Below are 24,053 nucleotides of genomic sequence, written 5' to 3' on the forward strand. Positions count from 1 at the left end.
CCCGTCATGCGCAGGTACGGCAAGCACACCGACGAGGACGACATCCGCCAGCGCCCCAACCCCAAGGGCAACCGGCCGCGTACGAACATCCGGCCCAAACACGAGGACGCCTCCGAGGGCTTCGTCCTGACCGTCGACCGCGGCCGGCTGACCTGCCTGGTCGACGGCCGCACGATCACCGCGATGAAGTCCCGGGAGCTGGGCCGCAAGGCCGCGGTCGTGGGCGACCGGGTCTGGATCGTCGGTGACCTGTCCGGCAAGAAGGACACCCTGGCCCGGATCGTGCGGATCGAGGAGCGCAAGTCCGTCCTGCGGCGCACCGCGGACGACGACGACCCGTACGAACGGGTGGTCGTCGCCAACGCCGACCAGCTGGCGATCGTCACGGCCCTGGCCGATCCGGAGCCGCGGCCCCGAATGATCGACCGCTGCCTGGTGGCGGCGTACGACGCCGGCCTGGAGCCGCTCCTGGTGCTCACCAAGTCCGACCTGACCTCCGCGGACAAGATCCTGGAGATCTACTCGACCTTCGGTCTGAACTACGTGGTCACCAACCGCGAGGAGCTGGCCGCCGGCGACGCTGCCGAGCGGGTCCGCGAACGTCTGAACGGCCGGATCACCGCCTTCGTCGGCCACTCCGGCGTCGGCAAGACCACCCTGGTGAACTCGCTGGTCGCCGAGGGCCGCCAGCGCGCCACCGGGCACGTGAACGCGGTCACGGGCCGCGGCCGGCACACGACCACCTCCGCGCTGGCGCTGCCGCTGCCCTCGGGCAACGGCTGGGTCATCGACACCCCGGGCGTGCGCTCCTTCGGCCTGCACCACGTGGACCCCTCCCGGGTGATCCTGGCCTTCCCCGAGCTGGTGCCGGGTACGGAGGGCTGCCCGCGGGCGTGCAGCCACGACGAGCAGGACTGCGCGCTCGACAAGTGGGTGGAGGACGGCCACGCGGATCCGGCGCGGCTGTATTCGCTGCGGCGGCTGCTGCAGACGCGGGAGCGCCGCGAGGGCGACTGACCGACCCGGCGGGTATGCCGTGTTTGTCGGAGTACCCGTCTGGACAAGTGCATAATCGCACCAAGTGACGTGATGTCGCATGACGCGGGGAGGCATTCGCCATGGCGTGGCTGCTGGTCGTGGTCGCGGGATTCCTGGAGACGGGTTTCGCGGTCTGCCTCAAGCTCTCCCACGGATTCACCCGGCTGTGGCCGACCGTCGCCTTCGCGTGCTTCGCGCTCGGCAGCTTCGGCCTGCTGACCCTGGCCCTGAAGAAGCTGGACGTGGGTCCCGCGTACGCGGTCTGGACGGGCATCGGCGCGGCCGGTACGGCGATCTACGGCATGGTCTTCCTCGGCGACCTGGTCTCCACGCTCAAACTCGTCTCGATCACGCTGGTCATCCTCGGGGTCATCGGGCTCCAGCTGTCGGGATCGGCGCACTGAGCAGCCCGATCAGCTCCCCCGGTCCCGGTTCCTCCCCCGGGGCGATGACGTAGGAGAGGGCGAGCCGTACCGCCAGCTCGCACCGCTGCGGGCCCTCCCCCGGCGTGAGCGCGGCGGCCGCCCGGTCGCGCACGGCACGGGCGAGCTCGCCGGGCCCCGGTTCGCGCCGGCCCGCCGCGGGCAGGCCCGGCCCCCAGCTGCCGGTCAGCAGGGCCCGTACGAGGGGGTGCGCGCGGGCCGCCCCCACGGTCCACTCCGCGACCGCGGCGAGCCGCTCCGGGGCCCGGGCCGGGGTGGACAGGGCCCGGTCCACCCCTTCCAGGTACCGGTCGGCCGCGCGCCGCACCAGGGCGCGGCCCAGGCCCGCCTTGCCGCCGAACTCGTTGTAGAGGGTCTGCCGCGACACCCCGGCCGCGGCGGCCACGTCGACCATCCGGACGTCGGGCCAGGGGCGCGCCGAGAGCGCCGCTGCCGCCGCGTCCAGCAAGGAATCCCGGGCTGCCGGCATCCGCGCCTCCCCGCTCGGCTCTCCGGCCAGAGTTGACGGGGCGCCAGGCCCTGTCAAGGGCGCCTGCGCCGTCAAGGGGCCCGTCCGGCCGCACTGTGGACCTCGCTGGCCGGGGTCCGCGAGCCCCGATACTGTTCGGGCATGCCCGAGTATGACGATGACCTGCGCCTTGCCCTCGAACTCGCCGACGCGGCGGACGTCGCCACGATGGAGCGGTTCCGCGCCCTCGACCTGAAGGTCGAGACGAAGCCGGACATGACCCCGGTGAGCGAGGCGGACAAGGCCGCGGAGGAGGTCGTCCGGGCCGGCATCACGGCGGCCCGGCCCGACGACGCCATCCTGGGCGAGGAGTACGGGCTCAAGGGCAGCGGCCCCCGCCGCTGGGTCGTGGACCCGATCGACGGTACGAAGAACTACGTGCGCGGGGTCCCCGTCTGGGCGACCCTGATCTCGCTGATGGCGCAGGGCGAGGACGGCGTGTTCCGCCCCGTGGTCGGCGTGGTGTCCGCGCCGGCGCTGGGCCGCCGTTGGTGGGCATCGCAGGGCGGTGGCGCCTACTCGGGCGGCGCCCTCGGCGAGACCGCCCCGATCGGTGTGTCGCGGGTGGCCGGGCTGGGCGACGCCTCGTTCGCGTACTCCTCGCTGAGCGGCTGGGAGGAGCAGGGCCGGCTGCCCGGCTTCCTGGACCTGACGCGGGCGTGCTGGCGCACCCGCGGCTACGGCGACTTCTGGCCGTACATGATGGTCGCGGAGGGCTCCTTGGACCTGTGTGCCGAGCCGGAGCTGAACCTGTGGGACATGGCGGCCATCGCGGTGGTGGTGCAGGAGGCGGGCGGCCGCTTCACCAGCCTGGACGGGGTCGACGGCGTGCACGGCGGGAACGCGGCGGCGTCCAACGGCCTGCTCCATGAGGAGATGCTGGGTCTGCTCCGCCCCCGCGCCTGACGCGCGTGCGCGCCGGGCGTGCTCCTTTCGCACGCCTCCTTGCTGGCCCCTCCGGTCCGTGGGAATCTGAGGATCCCCCCGCTTGTGCCCTTGTGAAGCGTTTCACTGGAGACGTCTTCGCGCTGCGCACTCACCCAAGCGGGGGGACTCACCCCAGGAGGTGGCTCTCTTCATGCTCGTCCGTGACGCAATGAGCACCGTGATCCTCACCCTCGGCCCCGCACACACCCTCCGACAGGCGGCCTGCCTGATGTCCGGCCGGCGCGTCGGCGCGGCCGTCGTCCTCGACCCCGACAACAGCGGAATCGGCATCCTGACCGAGCGCGACATCCTCAACTCGATCGGCGCCGGCCACGATCCCGACCGGGAGTCGGTGGGCGCGCACACCACCAACAACGTCGTCTTCTGCACCCCCGACGCCACAGTGCAGGAAGCCGCCGAGGCGATGGCGCACGGCGGTTTCCGGCATCTGATCGTCTTGGAGCACGGGGGACCGGTGGGCATCGTGTCCGTGCGCGACGTCATCCGCTGCTGGGCCCCGGCGCGGCGCACCGTGCCGGCGTGAGACGACGCCGGGCCGCAGCCCTCCGGGGAGGGCTGCGGCCCGGCGTCCTGCTACGGCGAGCGGTGCACGTCAGCCGCGAAGGGCCTGGACCGCGGCGTCGAGCCGCTTGCCGAAGTCGCCGTCCGCCTGGCGGAAGTTGTCGATGGCGCGCTCGACGATGTCGTCGCGGGAGACCTTGGCGATGAAGCCGGAGAGGTTATCGATCAGACGGGCCTTCTCGTCCTCGGAGTAGAGGCGGTAGAGGTTGCCGGCCTGGACGAAGTCGTTGTCCTCCCTGTGCACGGCGGCGGCGTGGTTGCCCGTGCCACCGGTGACCGGGACCGGCTGCCACAGCGGACGGCCGGTCTCGTGCGGGCCGCCGAAGCTGTTGGGCTCGTAGTTCTTCGCGCCCTTGTGGCGGCCGTCGTACAGGTGGCCGTCACGGGAGTTGGTGCGCGCCTCGGTGGCGTGCGGACGGTTCACCGGCAGGTGGTCGGCGTTGATGCCGACGCGGTAGCGGTGGGCGTCGCCGTAGCCGAAGAGACGCCCCTGGAGCATCTTGTCCGGGGAGGGACCGATGCCGGGGACGAAGTGCGCCGGGGAGAAGATGCTCTGCTCGACCTCGGCGAAGACGTTCTCCGGGTTGCGGTTGAGCTCCAGCTTGCCGATCTCGATCGGCGGGTAGTCCGCGTGCGGCCACACCTTGGTGAGGTCGAACGGGTTGAAGCGGTACGTCGCCGCCTCGGCCGCCGGCATGATCTGGACCTGCACGGTCCAGGTCGGGAAGTCGCCGCGCTCGATGGCCTCGCGCAGGTCGCGCTGGTGGCTGTCGGGGTCCTCGCCGGCGAGCCGGTTGGCCTCGGCCTGGGTCAGGTTCTTGATGCCCTGGTCGGTCTTGAAGTGGTACTTGACCCAGAAGACCTCGCCGGCCTCGTTGTTCCACTGGAACGTGTGCGAGCCGTAGCCGTTCATGTGGCGGTAGGACGCCGGGATGCCGCGGTCACCGAACAGCCAGGTCACCTGGTGGGTGGACTCGGGCGACAGACCCCAGAAGTCCCAGACGTTGTCCGCCTCCTGCGAACCGGTGTACGGGTCGCGCTTCTGGGTGTGGATGAAGTCGGGGAATTTGATGGCGTCCCTGATGAAGAACACCGGGGTGTTGTTGCCGACGAGGTCGTAGTTGCCCTCTTCGGTGTAGAACTTCAGCGCCCAGCCGCGGGGGTCGCGCACCGCGTCGGCGCTGCCGAGGTTGCCCGCGACGGTGGAGAAGCGCAGGAAGGTCTCGGTCTGCTTGCCGACCTCGGACAGGAACGCGGCGCGCGTCCACTGCGAGACGTCACGGGTCAGCGTGAAGGTGCCGTACGCGCCGGCGCCGCGGGCGTGCACCACGCGCTCCGGGATGCGCTCGCGGTTGAAGTGCGCGAGCTTCTCCAGCAGGAGCTGGTCCTGGACCAGAACGGGGCCGCCGATGCCGGCCGTCTCGCTGTTCTGGTTGTCGGCCACCGGCGCCCCGGCCTCCGTGGTGAGCGGTCCCTGCGTCACGTGCGCCTCCTGCGTCATCACTGCGGTCCTGTCCTCGGTGTCTGCCGTACTCGATCCTACAATGGACATTGTCCAAGTCAAGCAAGCATCCAATTCCGCACCGGTTCGGGAGTTACACCGAATCCCCCTCACTGTTAGGCTGGTGTCTATGAGTGACCTGCTGGAACGACTTCGCGGACGCGGCTTTCGCATGACGGCACAGCGGCGCGTCGTGGCCGAGGTGCTCGACGGCGACCACGTGCACCTGACGGCCGACGAGGTGCACGCGCGCGCCGTGGCCAAGCTGCCCGAGATCTCGCGCGCGACCGTCTACAACACGTTGGGCGAGCTCGTCTCCCTCGGCGAGGTCCTGGAAGTCGCCACGGACCGGCGCGCCAAGCGGTACGACCCGAACGCCCACCGGCCCCACCAGCACCTGGTCTGCGCACAGTGCGGCGCCATCCGGGACGTCCACCCGGCGGGGAACCCGCTGGCCGACCTGCCGGATTCGGAGCGCTTCGGCTTCGTCGTGTCGGCGGTCGAGGTCACGTACCGCGGAGTGTGCCCGAACTGCTCGGGCGCCTGAGCCCGGACGACGGGTGAGGCCCGGACCCTGTGGGGTCCGGGCCTTACCCGTTTCCCAGGGCGCTTCGCCCGCGGAAACGACTCAGGGCCCGGATCCATTGGATCCGGGCCCTGAGTCTTCAGTAGCGGGGACAGGATTTGAACCTGCGACCTCTGGGTTATGAGCCCAGCGAGCTACCGAGCTGCTCCACCCCGCGTCGGTAAACCCAACGTTACGTGAACGCCCCCGGCAGATGCAAATCGGTTAACGGAGGCCGACCGGGCTGGCCCTGGCCCCGGTCCGGGCCCCGGTCCGGACCGGGGCCGGGGTCACGCCGAGAGTTCCTCCGCCAGCGCCTCGCGCAGCCGGGCCGCACGCTCCGAGACCTCCGCCGGGCCCAGTTCCATGGCGCGGGCGCACCACTTCTGGCCCTCCGCGAGGTCCCCGTGGCGGGCCGCCAGCAGGCCCAGCCGCAGGGCGGCCCTGCCGTGGCCCGCCACCGCGGCGCGGGTCCACCACAGAGCGGCCTCCGGCTCGCTCCCCTCGCGGGCCAGCAGCAGCCCCAGGTTGAACGCGCCGTTGCGGGACCCGGCCTCGGCCGCCTCCCGGTACCAGCGGGCGGCCGCCTCCATGTCACCGCGGGCGGCAGCCAGCATGCCGACGCGCACCTGGGCCCGGCGGTGCCCCAGCTCGGCGGCCCGCTCGTACCACTCCTCGCTCTCGGTGCGCGGGGCGCCGCCCACCGGCTCGCCCAACGCCGGCGGCTCCGGCGGCGGAGCCAGCGACTCCAGCAGCGCGGCCAGGCGGAACGCCGCCTCAGCGCTGCCGCCGCCCGCCGCACACCGCAGGTGCCGCTCGGCGGCCCGCTCCTCCCCGTCCCGCACCAGGGCGATGCCGACCTGGAGCGCCGCGTCGGTGTGCCCGGCCGAGGCGGCCCGCTCGTACCACTTCAGCGCCGTACGGTCCTCGTCGCGGCTGGCGAACAGGATCCCGAGGTTGAACGCGGCGTCCACGCTGCCCGCCTCGGCGGCCTTGGAGAACCACGGCTCGGCCCCTGCCGCGTCGCCGACCTGGAGCAGCATGATGGCCAGCGCGTTGGCCGCCTCACGGTGTCCGGCGTAGGCGGCGCGCCGGTACCACTGCTCGGCCTGGGCGGTCCGGTCCTGTGCGGCGCACAGCAGAGCAAGGTTGTACGCCCCGTTTTGATCGCCCGCGTCCATGGCGGTCCGATACCAGCGCTCGGCGGTCTGGGTCTCGCCCCGCGCGGCGTGCAGCGCACCCAGGGCGTTCGCGGCGTTGCCGTCGCCGTCCTGCGCGGCCCGGTGCCACCAGGCGGCCGCGCTGTCCTCGTCCCCGGCGTCGCGCAGCAGGAAGCCGAGCGCGCACGCGGCCCGTGCCTCGCCCTGCTTGGCGGAGGTCAGGTACCAGCGCCCCGCCTCCTTCAGCTCCCCGCGCGCCTCCAGCAGCGCGCCCAGGTGCAGGGCGGCGCGCCGGTGTCCCCGGGCGGCGGCCTGCCGGTACCACTGCTCGGCCTCGGCCGGGTCGCCCTTGCGCAGGTGCCGCGCCAGCCGGTACGCGGCCTCACGGTGGCCCTGTTCGGCAGCGGCGCGGAACCACCGCTCCACGCCCTTGTCCCCGCGGTGTTCCAGCAGGTCGGCCAGCCCGTACGCGCCCAGCGCATGGCCGGATTCCGCCGCCTGGCGCAGCCAGTACTCGGCGGCCGGCTCGTCCCCTCGCTCGCGGAAATGACGGCCCAGGGCATGCGCGGCGGGTGCGGAACCGGCCACGGCGGCGACCCGCCACCAGCCCGCGGCCTCTTCGGGGTAGCCCCGCTGGAGCAGCAGGACGCCCAGGTTGTTGGCGGCGGCGCGGTCCCCCTCGCCGGTGGCCCCGCGCAGGTACGGCTCGGCACCGTCCAGGTCTCCGCGGCGCAGCAGCAGCGCGCCGAGCACGCTCATGGCACCGGGGTCGCCCTTGTCGGCGGCCACCCGGTACCGGGCCTCCAGCTCGGCGTCGCTCGCCGCGTCGGTCTCGGCGAACATCTCCTGCGCGAAATCCGCATCGGTCAGTGCGGTCTGCGTGTCGGCAACGGGTGCCGACTCGTTGGCTCCTGTGCCCGCTTCGGCCTGCGCCCTCACAAACCGCCCTGTCTCCAGCAGAGTTGACCTGTCCCCCATAAATCCCATCGTCGCATCACCTGCTACCCGCGTACACCTGGTATGTCGCAGTCAGTGAGGTCACTACAGCGTTTTGTCGACATGCCCACAGTGAGGTAAGTCAAACACGCTCCTACCCCAACTCACCCGCCCCAGCTACCGCGTGTCCTCTCCGGACATGACGAAGGCCCGGATCCCATGGATCCGGGCCTTCGTTTTCAGTAGCGGGGACAGGATTTGAACCTGCGACCTCTGGGTTATGAGCCCAGCGAGCTACCGAGCTGCTCCACCCCGCGTCGGTGAAACCACAGTATCACGACGCGGGACGGAGCCTTCACCATTGATCATCAGCCGCCCGACGGAGGGGGCGTGGCCTTCGCCTCGGCTTCGATCGCCCGCTTCAGCGCGGCCTTGATCTCGTCCTGGGCCTTGCCGTAGGCCGCCCAGTCACCGGACTGCCTGGCCTTCTCGGCGTCCTCGACGGCCCGCTGCGCGTCGGCGAGGGCCGCCTTGACCGTCGGGTCCTGGTTGGTCGGGGGCGTGACGGTGCCCTCGCCCGGCGGCTGGGCCGGCGGCACCGGCGTGGTCGGGGCCTCGGCCCCGAAGACCACGTTCAGCGCCTTCTCCAGGGTGTCCTCGAAGGCGGTCTGGTTTCCGTAGGTCACCAGCACCTTGCGCAGCAGCGGGTACTTCAGGCCGGAGCTGCGGACGTACACCGGCTCGACGTAGAGCATCCCGCCGTCGAGCGGCACCGCGAGCAGGTTGCCGTACTCGATCTCCGAGTCACCACCGCGCAGCAGGCGGATGGACTCGGCGATCTTCGGTTCGGACTGGAACTTGCTCTGCACCTGGCCGGGGCCGTCCGGCGGCTTGCTGGTCGGCATCTTCAGGATTCTGATCTTGCCGTAGTCCGGGGTGCCCGGATCGGCGTTGACCGCCATGAAGGCGCTCAGGTTCGGCCGCTCGTTCGGCGTGAACGTCGTGGTGAGGGAGAAGACCTGGTCCTTCTCCTTCTGGCCCGGCATCTTCATCGACAGGTAGTACGGCGGAACCGCCGTACCGGCCTTGGTCGTCGGGTCGTCCGGGACGGCCCAGGCCTCACTGCCGCTGAGGAAGGTCTGCGGGTCGGTGACGTGGTACCGGGTCAGCAGCTCGCGCTGGACCTTGAAGAGGTCCTGCGGGTAACGGAGGTGGTCCATGAGCGGCTTGTCGATCGCGCTCTTGGGCTTCACCGTGCCCGGGAACGCCTTCATCCAGGTCTTCAGGACCGGGTCCTCGGTGTCCCACTGGTACAGGTCGACCGAGCCGTCGTACGCGTCGACGGTGGCCTTCACCGAGTTGCGGATGTAGTTGACCTGGTTCTCCTGGGCGACCACCGCGCGCTGGCTGTTGGTCAGCGAGTCCGCGGTGCTCTGGCCCAGCGTGGTGCGCGAGGCGTACGGGTAGCCGTTGGTCGTCGTGTACGCGTCGACGATCCACTTGATCCGGCCGTCGATCACGGCCGGGTACGGAGCCCCGTCGATCGTCAGCCACGGCGCGACGGCTTCGACGCGCTGCTTGGGCGTGCGGTTGTAGAGGATGCGGGAACCGTCGCCGATGGCACCCGAGTACAGGATCTGCGGCTCGCTGAAGGTCAGCGCGTAGGCGGCCCGGTTGACCGGGTTGCCCAGGTTGACACCGGAGTCGCCCTGGTAGCTGGTCTCCTTCTCACCCTTGTCGTCGGAGTAGTCGAGCTCCTTCTGCGGACCGCCGACGATCGAGTACTGCTTCGTCTGCTCGCCGTAGTAGATGCGCTGCTCGAAGTCCGTGCCGAACATCCCCTTGGACGGGAGGTCGGACTGGGTGAAGTCGGGGGCGCCGTCCTTGACCGAGGTGCCCTTGGCCGCGACCACGCCGTAGCCGTGCGTGTACTTGAAGTGGTCGTTGATCCAGTTGTTCTTCGGGATGCCGCCGATGTTCAGCTCGCGCAGCCCGATCACGGTGTCCTGGCCGCTGTACCGGTCCACGGCGAGCGTGGAGGGGAAGGCGTAGTAGCCCTTGACCTGCTGGAGCTGCTGGAAGGCCGGCGAGACGATGTTCGGGTCGAGGATGCGGATGCTGGCCGTGGTGTCGGCCTGCGGCCGCAGCTTGCCCCGGTCCTCCGTCTGCGGGGCCCCCGGGTAGTCCGTGACCTCGGAGCCGGCGATCCCGTAGGCGTCGCGCGTGGCCTTGATGTTCTTCTGGACGTACGGCGATTCCTTGGCCTGCTCGTTCGGCTGGACCTGGAACTTCTGCACGATCGCCGGGTAGAGCCCGCCGATCAGGATCGCGGAGAGCACCATCAGGCCGAAGCCGATCACCGGCAGCTGCCAGGTGCGGCGCCACAGCGTCGCGAAGAACAGCACGGCGCAGATCGCGGCGATGGCCACGAGGATCGTCTTCGCCGGCAGGTACGCGTTGGCGTCGACGTACCGCAGGCCCGTCCAGTTGTCGGCGGCCTTGAAGTCGCTGGACTTCACGGCCAGCCCGTACCGGTCGAGCCAGTACGCGACCGCCTTGAGCGTCACGAAGAGGCCCAGCAGCACCGAGAGGTGCCCGGTCGCGGCCGCGGTGGCCCGGGCGCCCGGGCTGGTCACGCGCAGTCCGCCGTAGAGGTAGTGCACGACGGTCGCGGCGATCACCGACAGGACGACGGCGGCGAAGCCGAAGCCGAGCAGGAAGCGGTACCAGGGCAGGTCGAAGGTGTAGAAGGACACGTCCATGTGGAACTGGGGGTCCTTCGTGCCGAAGGGCACCCCGTTCACGTACATGAGCCAGGTCTTCCACTGACCCGCCGCCGACGCTCCGGCGATCAGGCCGACGAGCACCGAGATGCCCAGCAGCAGCCACTTCTTGTACGGGGCGATGCTCATCCGGTAGCGGTCGAGGCTCTGCTGCTCCATCGACATCGCGCTGAGTGGCGGCCGCAGCCGGTGCGCCAGCCAGATGTTCAGCCCGACCGCACCCGTCATCAGCAGGCCGAAGACGGCGAAGAGGCCGATCTTGGTCCACAGCGTGGTGGTGAAGACGGTGGAGTACTTCACGGAGCGGAACCAGAGCCAGTCCGTCCAGAAGCCGGCGAACATGATGAAGAGCATGGCCAGGACGGCCAGCACGCCCAAAGTCATGAGGAGAGTGCGTGCTCGCCGGGAGGGGCGGCCGACTCTCATCCGTGGCCCGGAAGGGCCTCCGCCGCGGTCCGGCATCTGGAAAGCCAAGGTGCGCACCTCGAAAGTCGCTGAGTACTGGTATTGAACGGACCCCCGATCGTAGAGCCCATTCATGCAACTTACTGAGGCTCCGGTCAGTTCCCGGTATACGGCGGAAAGGAGGCAGGATGTTGTCCATGTCCAACGTTTCGCCTTCCCCCGGCACCCCCATGGCGGCCAGCCCGCTGACCCGCGCCTGCCTCGAGATCGACGAGTACGCGGCAGGCCTCGGCTGGGACAAGCCCGCGCGGCTGTTCGCGCTGGTCGACACCGCCCGGCTCAAGAAGCAGGAGCCGCGCCTGGCTTCGCAGCTCGGCCTCGACAAGGACGACGCCGGCAAGAGCTCCCTCACCCCGATCGAGCAGGACACCGTCCCGTCCGGGACCCCGCTCGACAAGTTCCTCGGCACCATCGCCTGGCCCGACGCCGTCGTCGGCTGTGCGCTGACCGTCGAGCGCCTGATGCTGCCGCCGTCCGCGGAGGCCTCCGTACCCGAGGGCCTGAACGACAAGCAGCTGGCGAAGTGGGTCGCCGGACACCCGGAGCGGCAGGAGGTCCGCCTCACGGTGGCCGTGCTGCGCGACGGCTCGCGCGAGTCCGCCGTACGGCTGCGCGAGAAGGACTCCTCGACGGAGGTGCTCACCGGCGGGGGCCTGGTGCCCGGCCTGGCCGAGGCACTGGCGGCGACCTTCGCCTAGGCGGTCGGGGCGGGCGGACCGGTCAGGGCTTGGCGCTGCACTGCGGCAGCCCGGCCGTGTCCCCCTTGCTGATCTTCTCCAGCGACTTCGTGGCGTCGTCGATGGTGGAGACCTTCACCAGCGTCAGCCCGTCGGGCACGTTGGAGGCGGCGGAGGCGCAGTTGTCGGCGGGCGTCAGGAAGTACTCGGCGCCGGCCTTGCGGGCGCCGATGGTCTTCATCTGGATGCCGCCGATCGGACCGACCTTGCCGGCGTCGTCGATGGTGCCGGTGCCCGCGACGAACTTCCCGCCGGTCAGGTCCTTCGGGGTGAGCTTGTCGACGATGCCGAGGGCGAACATCAGCCCGGCGCTCGGGCCGCCGACGTCGGCGAGCTTGATGTCGATCGTGAACGGGAAGGTGTGGTCGCTGCCGGCCCGGATGCCGACGATGGCACGGCCGTCGCCCTCCGCCTTGCCCGCGGTGATCGTGACCTTGGAGGTGCCGGCCGGCTCGCGGCCGGCCTTCGCGGCAGCGGCGGCATCGGCCGCGGGCACGATGGTGAACTCGACCGGTTCGCCGGGCTTGTGCCTGGTGACGAGCTTGGCCACGTCCTCGGGGGCGGTGACCGGAGCGCCGTCCACGGCCTTGACCACGTCACCGGCGTGCAGCTTGCCCTCGGAGGGGCTGTCCTTGACGACCGTGGCGACGATCACGCGGGCGGTGACCGGGATGCCGACCTGCTTGAGGGCCGCGACCTTGGCGCTCTGCTGCGACTGGCTGAACTCCTCGGCGTTCTCCTGGGTGGACTCCGCGTCGGTCTTGCCGTTCGGGTAGAGGTTCTCGTGCGGGACGACGATGTTGTCGCCGGCCAGCCATCCGTAGACGGCCTCCACCAGGTTCATCTCGTAGTCGGCGCCCGTGACGCGGACCGTCGTCATGTTGAGGTGGCCGCTGGTCGGGTACGTCTTGCGTCCCGAGATGTTGAGAACGGGCTCGCCGTGCGAGTCCCCGAGCGTGTTCACGGTCGGGCCCGGGCTCATCTCGGAGTACGGGACCTTGATGAACACTCCTGCGCAGAGCAGCGCGAACAGCACCAGGGTGGAGGCGAGCATCGTCGCGCTGCGGCGTGGCATGGATCCGACAGTACGGGACGGCACTGGCGAGCGGCCCTCGGGGCCGGTCCGTAGGGTCTTCGTGCGCGAAACTCTCAGCGGAATCTCAGACGGCGTCGGAGGCGGAGGCCGCCTCGGCCTTGGCCCTCGTCCGATCGGCATTGCCGTGACCCTGGCCGTTGCCCATGGCTTCACGGAACCGTGCGTAGCCCGCGAGCTCGGATATGTCGCCCTGCGTGCGGTCACGCGCCGCCCAGCTGCCCCATATCGCCGCACCGATCGCGGCGAACAGCGGAATCAGCAACCACGCCAGAGATGCCATGGGCGTGTCTCCCTACCCCGAAGTGCGTTTCGTTGGTGGCTTCAACGCTCGTGCCCGTGCGGGGGTTACGCAAATCGAGGGCGTGTTGCGCGGCCGAACGGGTGTGAGGCTACCCGTCGGCCACCGCCGCTGCGCGGCCGGGGTCAGCAGGCCCCGACCCACTCCTCCGAGCCGTCCGAGAAGGTCTGGTGCTTCCAGATCGGCACCTCGTGCTTGAGGTCGTCGATCAGCATCCGGCAGGCCTCGAAGGCCTCCCCGCGGTGGGGGCAGGAGACGGCCACGACCACGGCCAGGTCACCGACGGCGAGGTCGCCCACGCGGTGCACGGCGGCCAGGGCGCGGACCGGGTACTTGGCCACGACGCGCTCGGCGATCCGGCGCATCTCGGCCTCGGCCGTCGGGTGGCAGGAGTAGCCGAGCGAGTCGACGTCCGCCCCGCCGTCGTGGTTGCGCACCGTGCCGACGAACAGCGTCGTGCCGCCCGTGGCGTCGTCGCCGACGGCCCGGAAGACCTCGTCGATCGAGAGCGGGGTGTCACGGATCTCGAGCAGCCGGACGGGGTCCTGGGCGGCCTGCTCGCCGGGGTGGTCGAAGTGCGGTGCCATACCGTCCATCGTGCCCTAGCCGCTGACAGGGCGAAATAGCTGATTCGCCCGGCCCGCGGTCCCCGCTTTGGGAGCCTCCTACAGGGCCCGGCGGCCCGGGATCAGATCCCGCGCCGCTTGCGGGCCAGGCGGACCGCCGCGGCGGCGCCCAGCAGGGCGACCGTCGCGCCCGCCGCACCGGCGGCCGTGGCGGCGTCCCTGCGGCCGAGCCGGCGTCCGGCGACCGTGTGGCGGCCCGCGACCTCCTGGAGGAGCTCGGCGAGGACCTCCTCGTTGGTCCAGCGCGGACGCCAGCCCGCCGCGTGCAGCCCGCTGACGCTCACCACCCAGGGGTGCATCGTGTACGCGAGGTCTCCGGCCGGGGACGGGGTCAGCCCGATGCGGTGCAGGCGGGCCGCGGCGCCCAGCGCCACCGCCGAGGGCAGCTCCATGCGGCGGATGCCGCTCAGCTCCTCGACCTCCTCCTGTTCCAGCCATCCCTCGCAGCCCACGGCCAGCTCGCCCTCGACCTTCTCCAGGGCCGCGTACTCCAGGGCGCTGACCAGGTCTTCCACGTGGCAGAACTGCCAGGTGGGGCGGGAGCCCGCGACCACGAGCAGGCGCGGGGACTCGAAGTACCGGGTCAGGGCGGTGTCGGTGCCGCCGACCAGGACCGCGGGGCGGACCACGGTGACGTTGAGGCCGGGGTGTGCGCGGGGGGCCCGGCGGCCGAGCCGCTCGATCTCCAGCAGGTCGCCGACGCCGGTCGCCTCGGCGGTGGCCCGCAGCTCGGAGTCCTCCGAGAGCGGGATGTCGTTGTCGGGCAGGGCCCCGTAGACCATCGCGGAGGTGCAGAGTACGACCCGGTGCACACCGGCCGCGGCGGCCGCCGTGAGGACGGTCTGGGTCCCGCGCACGTTGTACGCCGTACGGGCGGCGGGGTCCGTCTCCAGGTCGAGGTCGAGGGCGAGGTGGACCACGACGTCCGCCCCGCGCAGCTTCTCGGCGATCGCGGGGTCCCGTACGTCGAGGACGTGCCACTGCGCGGCCGCGCAGTCCCCGCGCCGCTCGTCGATGGCGACGACCTGCTTGACCTCGTCGGAGGCGGCCAGGCGGCTCACGAGGGCCGCGCCGACGCCCGTGGCGGCGCCGGTCACGGCGATCACCGGGCTGTGCCGACGGGGGCCTTCGGGGTTTCGCGGCTGGCGAACGCCGGGGGCGCCGTCACCGTGCTCGGGGCGGTCTTCGTCCTGCGTCGCGCGGCTGCGCTTATCCGAAACGTGCGGATCTGGGGAACTCACCGGGCGTCTCCAGCGGTTGTCTTCAGTAGGGACGCGCCGTGACGCGTACCGACCAGGTGATGTCCATCCTGCCGCAGCCCAGGAGCCGGCGGAGCACCGAGCCCGGATGCGGGCCGCGGTGTCTACGCTGGGTGGTGTTGTCTGACCGTTGCCCGCCGGCCCCCGCCGGCGGCCCTACGAGCCGAGGAAACCCGTGAGCGACACCCCATTCGGATTCGGCCTTCCGCCGGAGGAGCCGGACAACGGCGACGAAGGCAAGAAGAAGGGCGACCAGGGCGGTCAGGGCGGCCCCGCGAATCCCTTCGGGTTCCCCGGCATGGGGCTGCCGGGCGCCGGTGGCCCCGGCGGCGCGGACAATCCGTTCGCCGCGATGTTCGGTTCGATGAACCCGAACGACCTCGGTGCGGCCTTCCAGCAGCTCGGCCAGATGCTCAGCTACGAGGGCGGTCCCGTGAACTGGGACATGGCCAAGAACATCGCCCGCCAGACCGTCGCTCAGGGCACGGCGGACGGCGTGAAGGACACGAGTGTCGGCATCGCCGAGAAGTCGGCCGTCGAGGAGGCCGTGCGCCTGGCCGACCACTGGCTGGACGGCGTGACCTCGCTGCCCTCGGGTGCCACCACGGCCGTGGCGTGGAGCCGCGCCGAGTGGGTGGAGGCCACCCTTCCGGTGTGGAAGGAGCTCGTGGACCCGGTCGCCGAGCGCGTCGGCGCGGCCATGGGCGGCGTGCTGCCCGAGGAGATGCAGGCCATGGCGGGCCCGCTGCTGGGCATGATGCGCTCCATGGGCGGGGCGATGTTCGGCCAGCAGATCGGCCAGGCCGTGGGCACGCTCGCGGGCGAGGTCGTCGGCTCGACCGACATCGGGCTGCCCCTGGGCCCGGCGGGCAAGGCCGCGCTGCTCCCGCTGAACATCGCGGGCTTCGGCAAGGACCTGGGCGTGCCCTCGGACGAGGTGCGGCTGTACCTGGCGCTGCGCGAGGCGGCGCACGCCCGGCTGTTCGCGCACGTCCCCTGGCTGCGCTCGCACCTGTTCGGAGCCGTCGAGGGCTACGCCCGCGGCATCAAGGTCGACACCTCCAAGCTGGAGGACGTGGTCGGGCAGCTCGACCCGTCCAACCCGGAGCAGCTCCAGGAGGCACTCCAGGGCGGCATGTTCCAGCCGGAGGACACCCCCGAGCAGAAGGCGGCCCTGGCCCGTCTGGAGACGGCGCTCGCGCTGGTCGAGGGCTGGGTCGACGCGGTGGTGCACGAGGCCGCCAAGCCGCGGCTGACCTCGGCGGACGCCATGCGGGAGACCATGCGCCGGCGGCGCGCCTCGGGCGGCCCGGCGGAGCAGACCTTCGCGACGCTGATCGGCCTGGAGCTGCGCCCGCGCAGGCTGCGGGACGCCTCCCGCCTGTGGGCCTCGCTCACCGACGCGCGCGGTGTGGACGGGCGCGACGGGCTGTGGGAGCACCCGGACATGCTGCCGACGGCCACCGACCTGGACGACCCGGACGGCTTCGTGCACCGCGAGCAGCTGGACTTCTCCGAGATCGACAAGATGCTCGGCGAGGCCGCCGAAAAGCGTGGGCAGCAGGGCGACGACGAAGGCGAAGAGACGAAGTGAGCCTGCACGAAGACGCGGTCCTGGTCCTGAAGGGCTACGAGGACCAGACCGAGCTGCGCGATCTGTACCTGGAGCACCTGAACGCCCACCCCGACGGGGTCTACAAGCCCTGCGGGGCGGGCCACCTCACGGCCAGCGCGCTCGTGATCGACCCGGTGCGCGAGCGCGTACTGCTGACCCTGCACAAGAAGCTGGGCATGTGGCTGCAGATGGGCGGGCACTGCGAGGACGGTGACGCGACGCTGGCGGAGGTGGCGCTGCGCGAGGGCCGCGAGGAGTCGGGCATCGAGCGGGGCCTGGCCCTGGTGCCCGGCGGCCCGGTGCGCCTGGACCGGCATCCGATCCCGGCGCCCTGCAACTGGCACCTGGACGTGCAGTACGCGGCGCTGGCCCCGGCCGGGGCCGTGGCGGAGATCAGCGACGAGTCCCTCGACCTGCGCTGGTTCCCGTACCAGGAGGTGGCCTCGGTGGCCGACACCTCGGTCGTCCTGCTGCTGGAGGCGACCCTGGCGCGCCTCGCCGCCGAGGGCTGAGCCAGCGGGCTGATTCAAGGGCTGCCCGGAGCGTGCGGGCTGCCCCGGAGCACAACGAAGGGGCGGTCCCTCGCGGGCCGCCCCTTCCGCCGTCCCGGATCAGTTCCAGGCGTTGTTCTGGTTCTGGGCGTGGGCACCGTGCTGGCCCACGCCGAACTGCGCGGCGACGCCCTGTCCGATCTGGGCGTTCTGCGGCGGCAGCGCCTCACTGGGCTGTACCAGCGCGATGCCGGTGCCGAGGAAGCTCAGCTCCCAGCCCTCGCCGGTGTTGCCGCGGCGCCGCCAGACGCCGCTGGAGTGCGTCTGGGCCTGCATCTGCACCCGCAGCGAGGTGGACCAGGCGACGATGGCGTCCGCATCGACGTTGACGTACTTGTCGGGCGTGACGTGCATCATCAGCGGCTGCCCGGAGGTCATCAGGGCGACCTTGCCGCGGCCGGAGATGTTGAGCTGGTACTTGCCGGACCCGGAGATTCCGTACTGGCTGTCCACCGCGATGACCTCGGTGTGCAGGGTGGAGTCCAGGGCCAGGACGTAGCTGCTGTCGACCGTGAGGCCCTCCTGCTCCACGTCCACGACGTGGACGTACTGGGCCAGGTTGGCGAGGTAGACCGTGCCCTGCCCGGAGCAGCGCATGAGGTCCAGGCCCTCGCCGGTACGGCGGCGGGCGCCCCGCTGGCTGCTGCTCTGGTACTCGCCGTCGAAGTCGATGAGCCCCTGGTAGGCGACCATCGCGCCCTTGCGGGCGAGTACGTCGTCGGAGCCGGTCAGCGAGACCCGCAGCAGCTGCGGGTTCTGGACGGTGTACCGGTCCTGGGACTGCGCCTCGGCGTGTGCGAAAAGTGCGCTCTGCATGATGTGTCCGCTCCCCCTCAGCCCCGGGCCCGGAGCCGGTCGGTGCTGTCCTCGCTGGGCTGTACGACGACGATGCCCTGGCCTGAGAAGGCCATCTGGTAGGCCTCTCCGCTGCCCCGGCCGAGCATCGACGAGGCCTTGAAGCTGCGCTTGCCCTTGACCTTCAGGTTCGGCGACCAGGCGACGAGCGCGTCGGGGTCGACGTACGTCTCGTCCTCGCCGCGGCCGCAGTCGACCACGATCGGGGTGCCGCGCGAGGTCAGGGCGACCCAGCCGGTGCCCGCGACCTCGACGTTGAACAGGCCCTGGCCGGCGAACTTCGCCAGGCCCTTGACCCGCTCGACGCCCCACTGGAGGTGCGCGTCGAAGGCGAGCAGGTTGGTGCCGTTGACCGACAGCGAGTCGTTGTTGAGGTTGATGACGACGACGTCGGCGCCGTAGTCGGCGAGGTACAGGAGGCCGTCACCGGTGCACTTCATCAGGGGTGCGCCCTCGCCCGTGACCCACTGCGAGGCCATCTGGCGGACGGCCGGCGGGTTGGGCTCGTACTGCACGAAGCCCTCGTAGGCGACCATCGAGCCGGTGCGGGCGAAGAGGTCCTGGCCGCTCTGCATGGCGACCTTGAGCATGGACCGCCCGTGGTTCTCCATGCGGGCCGTGACGGGGGTCGGGGCGAAGCCCGCGAGCTGCTGGTTCATTGCGTTCATGTCGGGCTCCCTCAGACCTCGTACGGCTGGACGACGATGAAGTTGCCGGGGGCGCCGCGGAACTGGAGGTTCACGGTCTCCCCGCTGTGGCCGGGGTAGGCGTTGCGCCGCAGCCGGACCTGGCTGGAGAGGATCACCTGGGAAGCGGCCGACCACGCCACGATGGCGTTGCTGTCCGCGAAGGTGGTCGGGGTGACGGGCAGCACCACCGGGACGCCGTGGGTCTTGACGATCACCATGCCGGTGCCCTGGAACTGCATGGTGAACAGGGCGCCACCGGGGATGCCGTGGCCCTCGATCCGGCGGACCTCGTGCTGGAGGGACTCGTCGAAGGCGAGGACGTTCTCCGCGGAGACGCAGATGGCGTCGCCCTGGAGCTCGATGGCGTGCAGGTGCGCGCCGTTCTCCGCGAGGAAGACCTGGCCGCGGCCGGTGCAGCGCATGAGCTGCATTTCCTGGCCGGTGGCGTTGCCGACGATGCGGCCGGCGAAGCCGGCGCCCTTGTAGCTGAAGTCGACCTTGCCCTGGTACAGGACCATGCTGCCCTGGCGGGCGAGGACGGCCTGGCCGCCCATCGACAGGTCGACGCGCATGAGCTGCTGGTTCTGCGGGGTCCAGCGGGAGCCGGTCGGGGCCTCCTTGTACGGCTGGAGGGCCGCGGCGAGGCCGGCCGCGGGGGCGGCGGCCTGCGGGGCGTAGCCCGGCTGCTGGCCGGGCATCTGGCCCGGCATCTGGCCCGGGACCTGGCCGTAGGAGGGCTGCTGCCCTTGGCCGCCGGGGGCCGGGGCGGGCGGCGGCACCTGGCCCGGGTACTGCCCGGGGACCTGGCCGTAGGAGGGCTGCTGCGGCGGCTGGCCGTAGGGCGCGGGCGCCTGCGGGGCGAGGGGCGCGGCCATCGTCGGCGCGGCGTGCACCGGGGCCGGGGCCGCGGGCTGCTGGTACTGCGGCGGCTGGTGAGCCGCGGGCGCGGGGGCCGGGGCGGGCGCGCCGAAGGACGGGGCGGGGGCCGCCGGGGCGGGCGCGCCGAAGGACGGGGCAGGAGCCGGGGCCTGCGGGGCCGGAGCGGGGGCCCCGAAGGACGGGGCCGGAGCCGGGGCGGCCGCCTGCGGGGGCGGGGCGAAGCCGGGGGCGCCGGCCGCCGGGGCCTGCTGCTGCGGCTGCTCCTCCTCGGCGACCTCGCCGCCGAAGTTCTTCAGGAGGGCGTCGAGTCCGCCGTCGAAGCCCTGGCCGACGGCGGCGAAGCGCCACACGTCCTTCAGGTAGAAGTCGCCGAGCATGACGGCCCGTTCGGTGCTGAACTCCGCGCCGGTGAAGGCGTACCGGACGACCTCTTCGCCGCCGGCCACGATCCGGATGTGGCCCGGCCCGATCTGCGACATCTGTCCGGCACCGTCGATGGTGGCGGTGAAGGACAGCTTGTGGATGGACGCCGGAACGCGGTCCAGGGTCACCCGGAAGGATTCCGTGTCACCGGCCTGCGCACCGAGCAGCTGAATGGACTCTTCCGGCGACTTCGGCTGGTTGAAGAAGACGAAGTAGCGGTCGTCCGAAAGCTGTTCATTGGCGTCGAGGCCGAAACAGCTGATGTCGAAGGTGAGCCCGGGGCCGGCGATCTGGACGCCTACGTACAGATCGGTGCCCGCCGTGAGATCACTGACCTTGGCCTTGTGGCCGCGTTGGAATTCCCTTGCCATACGTAACGACGTCCCCCATCCCGACTGAGCTTTTCGTGCCGCTCAGGCTAACGGCATCTGCCGACATCCGGCCAAGCCGGTACCAAGCCGGTACACATCACACTGTGTGACATGACGGGGTGGTGGTCCGGGCGCCGGCTGGCCCGGCCGCTCCGGTCGGCGGAGTCATTCCTCGCGGGCGGTGGGCACCTTCGGCAGGCGCTCGGCCGCCACCACGCCCTCCAGGTAGCCGCGGGCCCGCTCGGTGCGCGGGTACGCCTCCAGCAGTTCCCAGAAGCGGGGCCCGTGGCCGGGCACGAGGAGGTGGGCCAGTTCGTGCAGGAGTACGTAGTCGACCACGTACTCCGGCATGCCCTGGAGGCGGTGCGAGAGCCGGATGCTGCCCTCGGCCGGGGTGCAGGAGCCCCAGCGGGTGTTCTGGTTGGTGACCCAGCGGACCGAGCGGGGGCGGGCGCGGCCGTCGAAGTACTGCTCCGACAAACGCTCGGCGCGTTCGGTGAGTTCCGCGTCCCCGAGGGTGCGTTTGCTCTCCTGCGCGGCCAATTTCTCGAGCATGACGCCCACCCAGCGCTGCTCCTCGGCCTCGGACATCCGGGCAGGGATGAGGACGACCGTACGGTCACCCTCGCGATAGGCGGATACGGTCCTGCGGCGGCGCGCGCTCCGGCGGACTTCGACGGCGCGCTGCGGGGGGTCGGCGGACACGCCACGACGTTACCCGGTGCCGGTGGCGGAAGTCCCGCTCGTCCGGGGTTCGAACACGGGCGGTTCGGCGCCGGTTTCCGACGCAGCAATGCTCTTCATCTCATATGCCGAATACCTCCTGCCTGTGGACAAATTACTGCACGGATTCCGGCGGAGGGGCACTGTTGCCGGGGAGCGGGAAATACGGCGGTGCGAGTCCGCACGGACAGGGAGGGGGTCGGACATGTTTCCGAGGGTGAAGCCGGCGCTGGCGCGGGCCTGGCGGGATCTGCAGACGGTGCAGTTCGGGGTGACGCCGGCGCATGCGGTGGTGCTGGGGCCCGTGGACACGGCGACGGGCGCGCTCATCGACCGGATCGACGGGACGCGGGGGATGGATTTGCTGCGGTCCGAGGCCGCGCGGATGGGGTTGCCGGACGGCCTGGCCGACGCCCTGGTCAGACGGCTGGCCGGGGCCGGCCTGCTCGACGACTCCTCGGCGGGCGGCCCGCGGGCGCAGGCCGTGCGCAGGCATCCGGAGACCCTGGAGCGGCTGGGCCCGGACCTGGGTTCGCTCTCGCTGGTCCACCGGGAGCCCGGCGGGGACCTGCGGGGGATCGCCGCGCGCCGGGCGATACGGGTCCGGGTGCGCGGGAGCGGCCGGGTGGGCGCCGTGATCGCGGCAGTCCTGGCGGGAGCGGGCGTGGGGCGCGTCGAGGTGCTCGACGGGGGCCGGGTGGAGCCGGCGGATGTGGCGCCGGGCGGCCTGGGGACCGCGAGCGTGGGCCGGATGCGGGCCGAGGCCGCGGCGGCCACGGTCCGCTCCGCGGCCCCGGGTCCCGGCCCGCGGGCCGGAGAGGAGGAGGGTCCGGAGCCGGGGCTGGCCCTGGTGGTGGTCGCGCCCCGGGACGGGCTGCACGCGTGGGCCCCAGATCCGGACACCGCGGCCGACTGGGTCGCCTCGGGCATTCCGCACCTGTACGCGGGGGTGCTGGAGGGCACGGGTCTGGTGGGGCCGCTGGTGCTGCCGGGCACGACGGCGTGCGCGGGGTGCATGGAGCGCGACCGCGTGGACGGGGACGCGGCCTGGCCGAGGATGCTCGTGCAGTGGCGCTCGTCCCACCGCCGCCGCGGGAGCGCATCCTGCGACCTGGGCCTGTCCACGGCGGTGGCCGGGCTGGCCGCCGCCCACGCGCTCGCCTTCCTCGACGGCCAGCTGCCGGCCTCCACGGGATCCCGCTGGGAGGCGGCCCTGCCCACCCTCCACTGGGAGTCCGCTCCGGTCCGCCCGCACCCCGACTGCCCCTGCGGGGCGGCCTCGCAGTCCATGGAGCGGCTCCGGCCGGCGGGTCAGGCCCCCCTGAGAGGATCGGGAGCGAGCCCGCCGGGAGGGCCGTGACAGGATGCTTCGGGATCGAGAGTTCTGCCGAACCGCCGCTTGCGGCGCAGCTGTCTGGGATTTGGAGGGGCGCATGTCTGATCTTCCCCGGAAGGCGGTCACCCGTACCGTCAAGCTGGCCGCGCTGCCACTCGGCATCGCGGGTCGGGTCACATGGGGGCTGGGCAAGCGGATCGGGGGCAAGTCGGCGGAGATCGTGGCGCGCGAGCTCCAGCAGCGCACCGCCGAGCAGTTGTTCCGGACCCTGGGTGAACTGAAGGGCGGTGCGATGAAGTTCGGGCAGGCCCTGTCGGTCTTCGAGTCGGCGCTGCCCGAGGAGGTCGCGGGGCCCTACCGGGCGGCGCTGACCAAGCTCCAGGAGGCGGCTCCGCCGCTGCCGACGTCGACGGTGCATCAGGTGCTGGCGGACCGTCTCGGTGCGGACTGGCGGGAGCTGTTCGAGGAGTTCGAGGACAAGCCGGCCGCGGCCGCCTCGATCGGACAGGTGCACCGGGCGGTGTGGCACGACGGCCGGCAGGTGGCGGTCAAGGTCCAGTACCCGGGGGCCGGGGAGGCTCTGCTGTCGGACCTGAAGCAGCTGGGCCGGTTCGCGGGGCTGCTGGGTCCGCTGGTCCCCGGCATGGACATCAAGCCGCTGATCAAGGAGTTGCGCGACCGGGTGTCGGAGGAGCTCGACTACGAGCTGGAGGCCGAGGCCCAGCGGACGCATGCGGACGCCTTCGTGGACGACCCCGATGTGATAGTCCCGGATGTGGTGCACCAGGGCGACCAGGTGCTCGTGACCGAGTGGCTGGACGGGACCCCGCTGTCGGAGGTGATCGCCGACGGCACCGAGGAGGAGCGCGACCGCGCCGGGCAGCTGCTGGCCCGGTTCCTCTTCTCCGGCCCCGCCCGCACCGGGCTGTTGCACGCCGACCCTCACCCGGGCAACTTCCGGCTGATACCGGGTGCGGACGGCCGGATGCGGCTGGGCGTGCTGGACTTCGGCACGGTCGACCGGCTTCCCGGCGGCTGGCCCAAGCCCATCGGCAGGTCCTTGCGGATGACGCTGGACGGCGATGCCGAGGGGGTCTACGGCCACCTGTGCGCCGAGGGGTTCGTGAAGGAATCCGTCGAGCTGGACCCGGACGCCGTGCTGGACTACCTGAAGCCGATCATCGAGCCCGCGGAGGCGGAGGAGTTCACCTTCAGCCGGCCGTGGCTGCGCGGTCAGGCGGCGCGGATCGCCGATCCCCGCTCCCCCGCGCACCAGTTGGGCCGGCAGATCAACCTGCCGCCTTCGTACCTGCTGATCCACCGGGTGACGCTGAGCACCATCGGGGTGCTGTGCCAGCTGGGGGCGACGGTGCGGCTGCGCGAGGAACTGGACACCTGGCTGCCCGGGTTCACCTCCGCCGAGTGACGTCCCAGGGGGTGCCCCGCCCCCCCGAGATCACCACCAGGAGGAGTCGAGCCTGCCTTCGATCGCCCGGAGGTTGGCGCGGGCGCATTCGACGCAGAAGTACTCTCTGGTCCCGTTCTCCACCGAACAGGTCCAGGTGGGCGGGACTCCGCCGGGGGACTGTGTGCCGCAGCGCGCGCAGACGACGACGGGCTGGGCCTCGGATCCCGACGGGTCGGGCTGGGGAGTCGGCTGGTCCACCTGCCGACGATACCTCCGGCA

At 71.6% G+C, this 24,053-nt stretch carries 23 protein-coding genes and 2 tRNA genes; 10 read left to right on the forward strand and 15 right to left on the reverse strand.

Going from position 1 to position 24,053, the window contains the following annotated elements; translation table 11 throughout:
• Nucleotides 1-6 precede the first annotated feature (6 nt).
• A complete protein-coding gene (rsgA, locus tag ACZ3X1_RS12845) occupies nucleotides 7-1,017 on the forward strand; it encodes a ribosome small subunit-dependent GTPase A (RefSeq protein WP_356815874.1) in 1,011 nt (336 codons plus the stop codon).
• Nucleotides 1,018-1,118: 101 nt separating this feature from the next.
• Nucleotides 1,119-1,442, forward strand: coding sequence for a DMT family transporter (locus ACZ3X1_RS12850; RefSeq protein ID WP_356815873.1), 324 nt, complete (start codon nucleotides 1,119-1,121; stop codon nucleotides 1,440-1,442).
• Here ACZ3X1_RS12850 and ACZ3X1_RS12855 read toward each other — a convergent pair.
• Entirely contained in the window at nucleotides 1,408-1,950 is a 543-nt protein-coding gene (locus tag ACZ3X1_RS12855) for a TetR/AcrR family transcriptional regulator (protein WP_362626239.1), read from the reverse strand. The genes ACZ3X1_RS12850 and ACZ3X1_RS12855 overlap by 35 nt on opposite strands.
• Before the next feature lie 141 nt (nucleotides 1,951-2,091).
• On the opposite strand from ACZ3X1_RS12855, the gene hisN reads away from it, so the two are divergent.
• The gene (hisN, locus tag ACZ3X1_RS12860; protein ID WP_356813623.1) at nucleotides 2,092-2,895 is read left to right on the forward strand and encodes a histidinol-phosphatase; all 804 of its coding nucleotides are present in this window, start codon (nucleotides 2,092-2,094) and stop codon (nucleotides 2,893-2,895) included.
• 172 nt (nucleotides 2,896-3,067) lie between these two features.
• On the forward strand, nucleotides 3,068-3,460 hold the full coding sequence (locus ACZ3X1_RS12865) for a CBS domain-containing protein (RefSeq protein WP_356813653.1): 393 nt from the start codon (nucleotides 3,068-3,070) through the stop codon (nucleotides 3,458-3,460).
• Nucleotides 3,461-3,529: 69 nt separating this feature from the next.
• Here ACZ3X1_RS12865 and ACZ3X1_RS12870 read toward each other — a convergent pair whose 3' ends face one another.
• Nucleotides 3,530-4,999, reverse strand: a complete 1,470-nt coding sequence (locus ACZ3X1_RS12870; RefSeq protein ID WP_467279272.1) for a catalase — start codon at nucleotides 4,997-4,999, stop codon at nucleotides 3,530-3,532.
• Nucleotides 5,000-5,129: 130 nt separating this feature from the next.
• Here ACZ3X1_RS12870 and ACZ3X1_RS12875 point away from each other — a divergent pair, with 130 nt between their 5' ends.
• Nucleotides 5,130-5,546, forward strand: a complete 417-nt coding sequence (locus ACZ3X1_RS12875) for a Fur family transcriptional regulator (RefSeq protein WP_356813625.1) — start codon at nucleotides 5,130-5,132, stop codon at nucleotides 5,544-5,546.
• 122 nt (nucleotides 5,547-5,668) lie between these two features.
• Here the strand turns inward: ACZ3X1_RS12875 and ACZ3X1_RS12880 are convergent.
• The 4 genes from ACZ3X1_RS12880 to ACZ3X1_RS12895 form a co-directional block, all read right to left on the reverse strand.
• Nucleotides 5,669-5,742, reverse strand: a tRNA-Met gene (locus ACZ3X1_RS12880).
• Nucleotides 5,743-5,854: 112 nt separating this feature from the next.
• Nucleotides 5,855-7,711 carry a tetratricopeptide repeat protein gene (locus ACZ3X1_RS12885; RefSeq protein ID WP_362626251.1) on the reverse strand — a complete coding sequence of 619 codons (1,857 nt, stop codon included), beginning with the start codon at nucleotides 7,709-7,711 and terminating at the stop codon, nucleotides 5,855-5,857.
• 192 nt (nucleotides 7,712-7,903) lie between these two features.
• A tRNA-Met gene (locus ACZ3X1_RS12890) sits at nucleotides 7,904-7,977 on the reverse strand.
• 51 nt (nucleotides 7,978-8,028) lie between these two features.
• Nucleotides 8,029-10,905, reverse strand: coding sequence for a UPF0182 family membrane protein (locus ACZ3X1_RS12895; RefSeq protein ID WP_356813655.1), 2,877 nt, complete (start codon nucleotides 10,903-10,905; stop codon nucleotides 8,029-8,031).
• 131 nt (nucleotides 10,906-11,036) lie between these two features.
• On the opposite strand from ACZ3X1_RS12895, the gene ACZ3X1_RS12900 reads away from it, so the two are divergent.
• A complete protein-coding gene (locus ACZ3X1_RS12900; protein ID WP_356813627.1) occupies nucleotides 11,037-11,606 on the forward strand; it encodes a PPA1309 family protein in 570 nt (189 codons plus the stop codon).
• Between the two features lie 22 nt (nucleotides 11,607-11,628).
• Here the strand turns inward: ACZ3X1_RS12900 and ACZ3X1_RS12905 are convergent, their stop codons facing one another.
• The 4 genes from ACZ3X1_RS12905 to ACZ3X1_RS12920 all read right to left on the reverse strand — a co-directional run bounded on the left by ACZ3X1_RS12905 (nucleotide 11,629) and on the right by ACZ3X1_RS12920 (nucleotide 14,906).
• The gene (locus tag ACZ3X1_RS12905) at nucleotides 11,629-12,720 is read right to left on the reverse strand and encodes a YlbL family protein (RefSeq protein WP_467279281.1); all 1,092 of its coding nucleotides are present in this window, start codon (nucleotides 12,718-12,720) and stop codon (nucleotides 11,629-11,631) included.
• Nucleotides 12,721-12,805: 85 nt separating this feature from the next.
• Nucleotides 12,806-13,021, reverse strand: a complete 216-nt coding sequence (locus ACZ3X1_RS12910) for a hypothetical protein (RefSeq protein ID WP_356813629.1) — start codon at nucleotides 13,019-13,021, stop codon at nucleotides 12,806-12,808.
• A gap of 143 nt (nucleotides 13,022-13,164) precedes the next feature.
• The gene (locus tag ACZ3X1_RS12915; protein WP_030829262.1) at nucleotides 13,165-13,626 is read right to left on the reverse strand and encodes a molybdenum cofactor biosynthesis protein MoaE; all 462 of its coding nucleotides are present in this window, start codon (nucleotides 13,624-13,626) and stop codon (nucleotides 13,165-13,167) included.
• Between the two features lie 101 nt (nucleotides 13,627-13,727).
• The gene (locus ACZ3X1_RS12920) at nucleotides 13,728-14,906 is read right to left on the reverse strand and encodes an SDR family oxidoreductase (protein ID WP_362626258.1); all 1,179 of its coding nucleotides are present in this window, start codon (nucleotides 14,904-14,906) and stop codon (nucleotides 13,728-13,730) included.
• 193 nt (nucleotides 14,907-15,099) lie between these two features.
• Between ACZ3X1_RS12920 and ACZ3X1_RS12925 the strand changes: the two genes are divergently transcribed.
• Both ACZ3X1_RS12925 and ACZ3X1_RS12930 read left to right on the forward strand, forming a co-directional pair.
• Nucleotides 15,100-16,518: a zinc-dependent metalloprotease gene (locus ACZ3X1_RS12925; protein ID WP_356813631.1), complete on the forward strand. Its 1,419-nt coding sequence runs from the start codon at nucleotides 15,100-15,102 to the stop codon at nucleotides 16,516-16,518.
• Nucleotides 16,515-17,051, forward strand: a complete 537-nt coding sequence (locus ACZ3X1_RS12930) for an NUDIX hydrolase (RefSeq protein ID WP_467279294.1) — start codon at nucleotides 16,515-16,517, stop codon at nucleotides 17,049-17,051. Before ACZ3X1_RS12925 ends, ACZ3X1_RS12930 begins: the two co-directional genes overlap by 4 nt.
• Nucleotides 17,052-17,150: 99 nt before the next feature.
• Here the strand turns inward: ACZ3X1_RS12930 and ACZ3X1_RS12935 are convergent, their stop codons facing one another.
• The 4 genes from ACZ3X1_RS12935 to ACZ3X1_RS12950 form a co-directional block, all read right to left on the reverse strand.
• On the reverse strand, nucleotides 17,151-17,906 hold the full coding sequence (locus ACZ3X1_RS12935) for an AIM24 family protein (protein WP_356813633.1): 756 nt from the start codon (nucleotides 17,904-17,906) through the stop codon (nucleotides 17,151-17,153).
• Between the two features lie 17 nt (nucleotides 17,907-17,923).
• Nucleotides 17,924-18,604, reverse strand: a complete 681-nt coding sequence (locus ACZ3X1_RS12940) for an AIM24 family protein (RefSeq protein WP_030829249.1) — start codon at nucleotides 18,602-18,604, stop codon at nucleotides 17,924-17,926.
• Nucleotides 18,605-18,624: 20 nt separating this feature from the next.
• On the reverse strand, nucleotides 18,625-20,307 hold the full coding sequence (locus ACZ3X1_RS12945) for a TerD family protein (RefSeq protein ID WP_467279297.1): 1,683 nt from the start codon (nucleotides 20,305-20,307) through the stop codon (nucleotides 18,625-18,627).
• A 165-nt stretch (nucleotides 20,308-20,472) separates the two neighbouring features.
• Nucleotides 20,473-21,012 (reverse strand): M48 metallopeptidase family protein, encoded by a 540-nt coding sequence (locus ACZ3X1_RS12950; protein ID WP_356813635.1) that lies wholly within the window; start codon nucleotides 21,010-21,012, stop codon nucleotides 20,473-20,475.
• Between the two features lie 223 nt (nucleotides 21,013-21,235).
• Between ACZ3X1_RS12950 and ACZ3X1_RS12955 the strand changes: the two genes are divergently transcribed.
• Both ACZ3X1_RS12955 and ACZ3X1_RS12960 read left to right on the forward strand, forming a co-directional pair.
• Nucleotides 21,236-22,390, forward strand: coding sequence for a TOMM precursor leader peptide-binding protein (locus tag ACZ3X1_RS12955; protein ID WP_467279300.1), 1,155 nt, complete (start codon nucleotides 21,236-21,238; stop codon nucleotides 22,388-22,390).
• Nucleotides 22,391-22,463: 73 nt separating this feature from the next.
• Nucleotides 22,464-23,792, forward strand: a complete 1,329-nt coding sequence (locus ACZ3X1_RS12960; protein ID WP_467279302.1) for an ABC1 kinase family protein — start codon at nucleotides 22,464-22,466, stop codon at nucleotides 23,790-23,792.
• Between the two features lie 30 nt (nucleotides 23,793-23,822).
• On the opposite strand, the gene ACZ3X1_RS12965 is transcribed toward ACZ3X1_RS12960, so the two are convergent.
• On the reverse strand, nucleotides 23,823-24,032 hold the full coding sequence (locus ACZ3X1_RS12965) for an ADP-ribosylation factor GTPase-activating family protein (RefSeq protein WP_356813638.1): 210 nt from the start codon (nucleotides 24,030-24,032) through the stop codon (nucleotides 23,823-23,825).
• Between the last annotated feature and the right edge of the window lie 21 nt (nucleotides 24,033-24,053).

It is taken from the genome of Streptomyces sp. NPDC023541, from assembly GCF_055559995.1.

Coding starts and splice junctions, on each gene's coding strand:
- rsgA (WP_356815874.1), top strand. CDS start 7: ATGCGCAGGTACGGCAAGCACACCGACGAGGACGACATCCGCCAGCGC.
- ACZ3X1_RS12850 (WP_356815873.1), top strand. CDS start 1,119: ATGGCGTGGCTGCTGGTCGTGGTCGCGGGATTCCTGGAGACGGGTTTC.
- ACZ3X1_RS12855 (WP_362626239.1), bottom strand. CDS start 1,950: ATGCCGGCAGCCCGGGATTCCTTGCTGGACGCGGCGGCAGCGGCGCTC.
- hisN (WP_356813623.1), top strand. CDS start 2,092: ATGCCCGAGTATGACGATGACCTGCGCCTTGCCCTCGAACTCGCCGAC.
- ACZ3X1_RS12865 (WP_356813653.1), top strand. CDS start 3,068: ATGCTCGTCCGTGACGCAATGAGCACCGTGATCCTCACCCTCGGCCCC.
- ACZ3X1_RS12870 (WP_467279272.1), bottom strand. CDS start 4,999: ATGACGCAGGAGGCGCACGTGACGCAGGGACCGCTCACCACGGAGGCC.
- ACZ3X1_RS12875 (WP_356813625.1), top strand. CDS start 5,130: ATGAGTGACCTGCTGGAACGACTTCGCGGACGCGGCTTTCGCATGACG.
- ACZ3X1_RS12885 (WP_362626251.1), bottom strand. CDS start 7,711: ATGGGATTTATGGGGGACAGGTCAACTCTGCTGGAGACAGGGCGGTTT.
- ACZ3X1_RS12895 (WP_356813655.1), bottom strand. CDS start 10,905: ATGCCGGACCGCGGCGGAGGCCCTTCCGGGCCACGGATGAGAGTCGGC.
- ACZ3X1_RS12900 (WP_356813627.1), top strand. CDS start 11,037: ATGTTGTCCATGTCCAACGTTTCGCCTTCCCCCGGCACCCCCATGGCG.
- ACZ3X1_RS12905 (WP_467279281.1), bottom strand. CDS start 12,720: ATGCCACGCCGCAGCGCGACGATGCTCGCCTCCACCCTGGTGCTGTTC.
- ACZ3X1_RS12910 (WP_356813629.1), bottom strand. CDS start 13,021: ATGGCATCTCTGGCGTGGTTGCTGATTCCGCTGTTCGCCGCGATCGGT.
- ACZ3X1_RS12915 (WP_030829262.1), bottom strand. CDS start 13,626: ATGGCACCGCACTTCGACCACCCCGGCGAGCAGGCCGCCCAGGACCCC.
- ACZ3X1_RS12935 (WP_356813633.1), bottom strand. CDS start 17,906: ATGCAGAGCGCACTTTTCGCACACGCCGAGGCGCAGTCCCAGGACCGG.
- ACZ3X1_RS12940 (WP_030829249.1), bottom strand. CDS start 18,604: ATGAACCAGCAGCTCGCGGGCTTCGCCCCGACCCCCGTCACGGCCCGC.
- ACZ3X1_RS12945 (WP_467279297.1), bottom strand. CDS start 20,307: ATGGCAAGGGAATTCCAACGCGGCCACAAGGCCAAGGTCAGTGATCTC.
- ACZ3X1_RS12955 (WP_467279300.1), top strand. CDS start 21,236: ATGTTTCCGAGGGTGAAGCCGGCGCTGGCGCGGGCCTGGCGGGATCTG.
- ACZ3X1_RS12960 (WP_467279302.1), top strand. CDS start 22,464: ATGTCTGATCTTCCCCGGAAGGCGGTCACCCGTACCGTCAAGCTGGCC.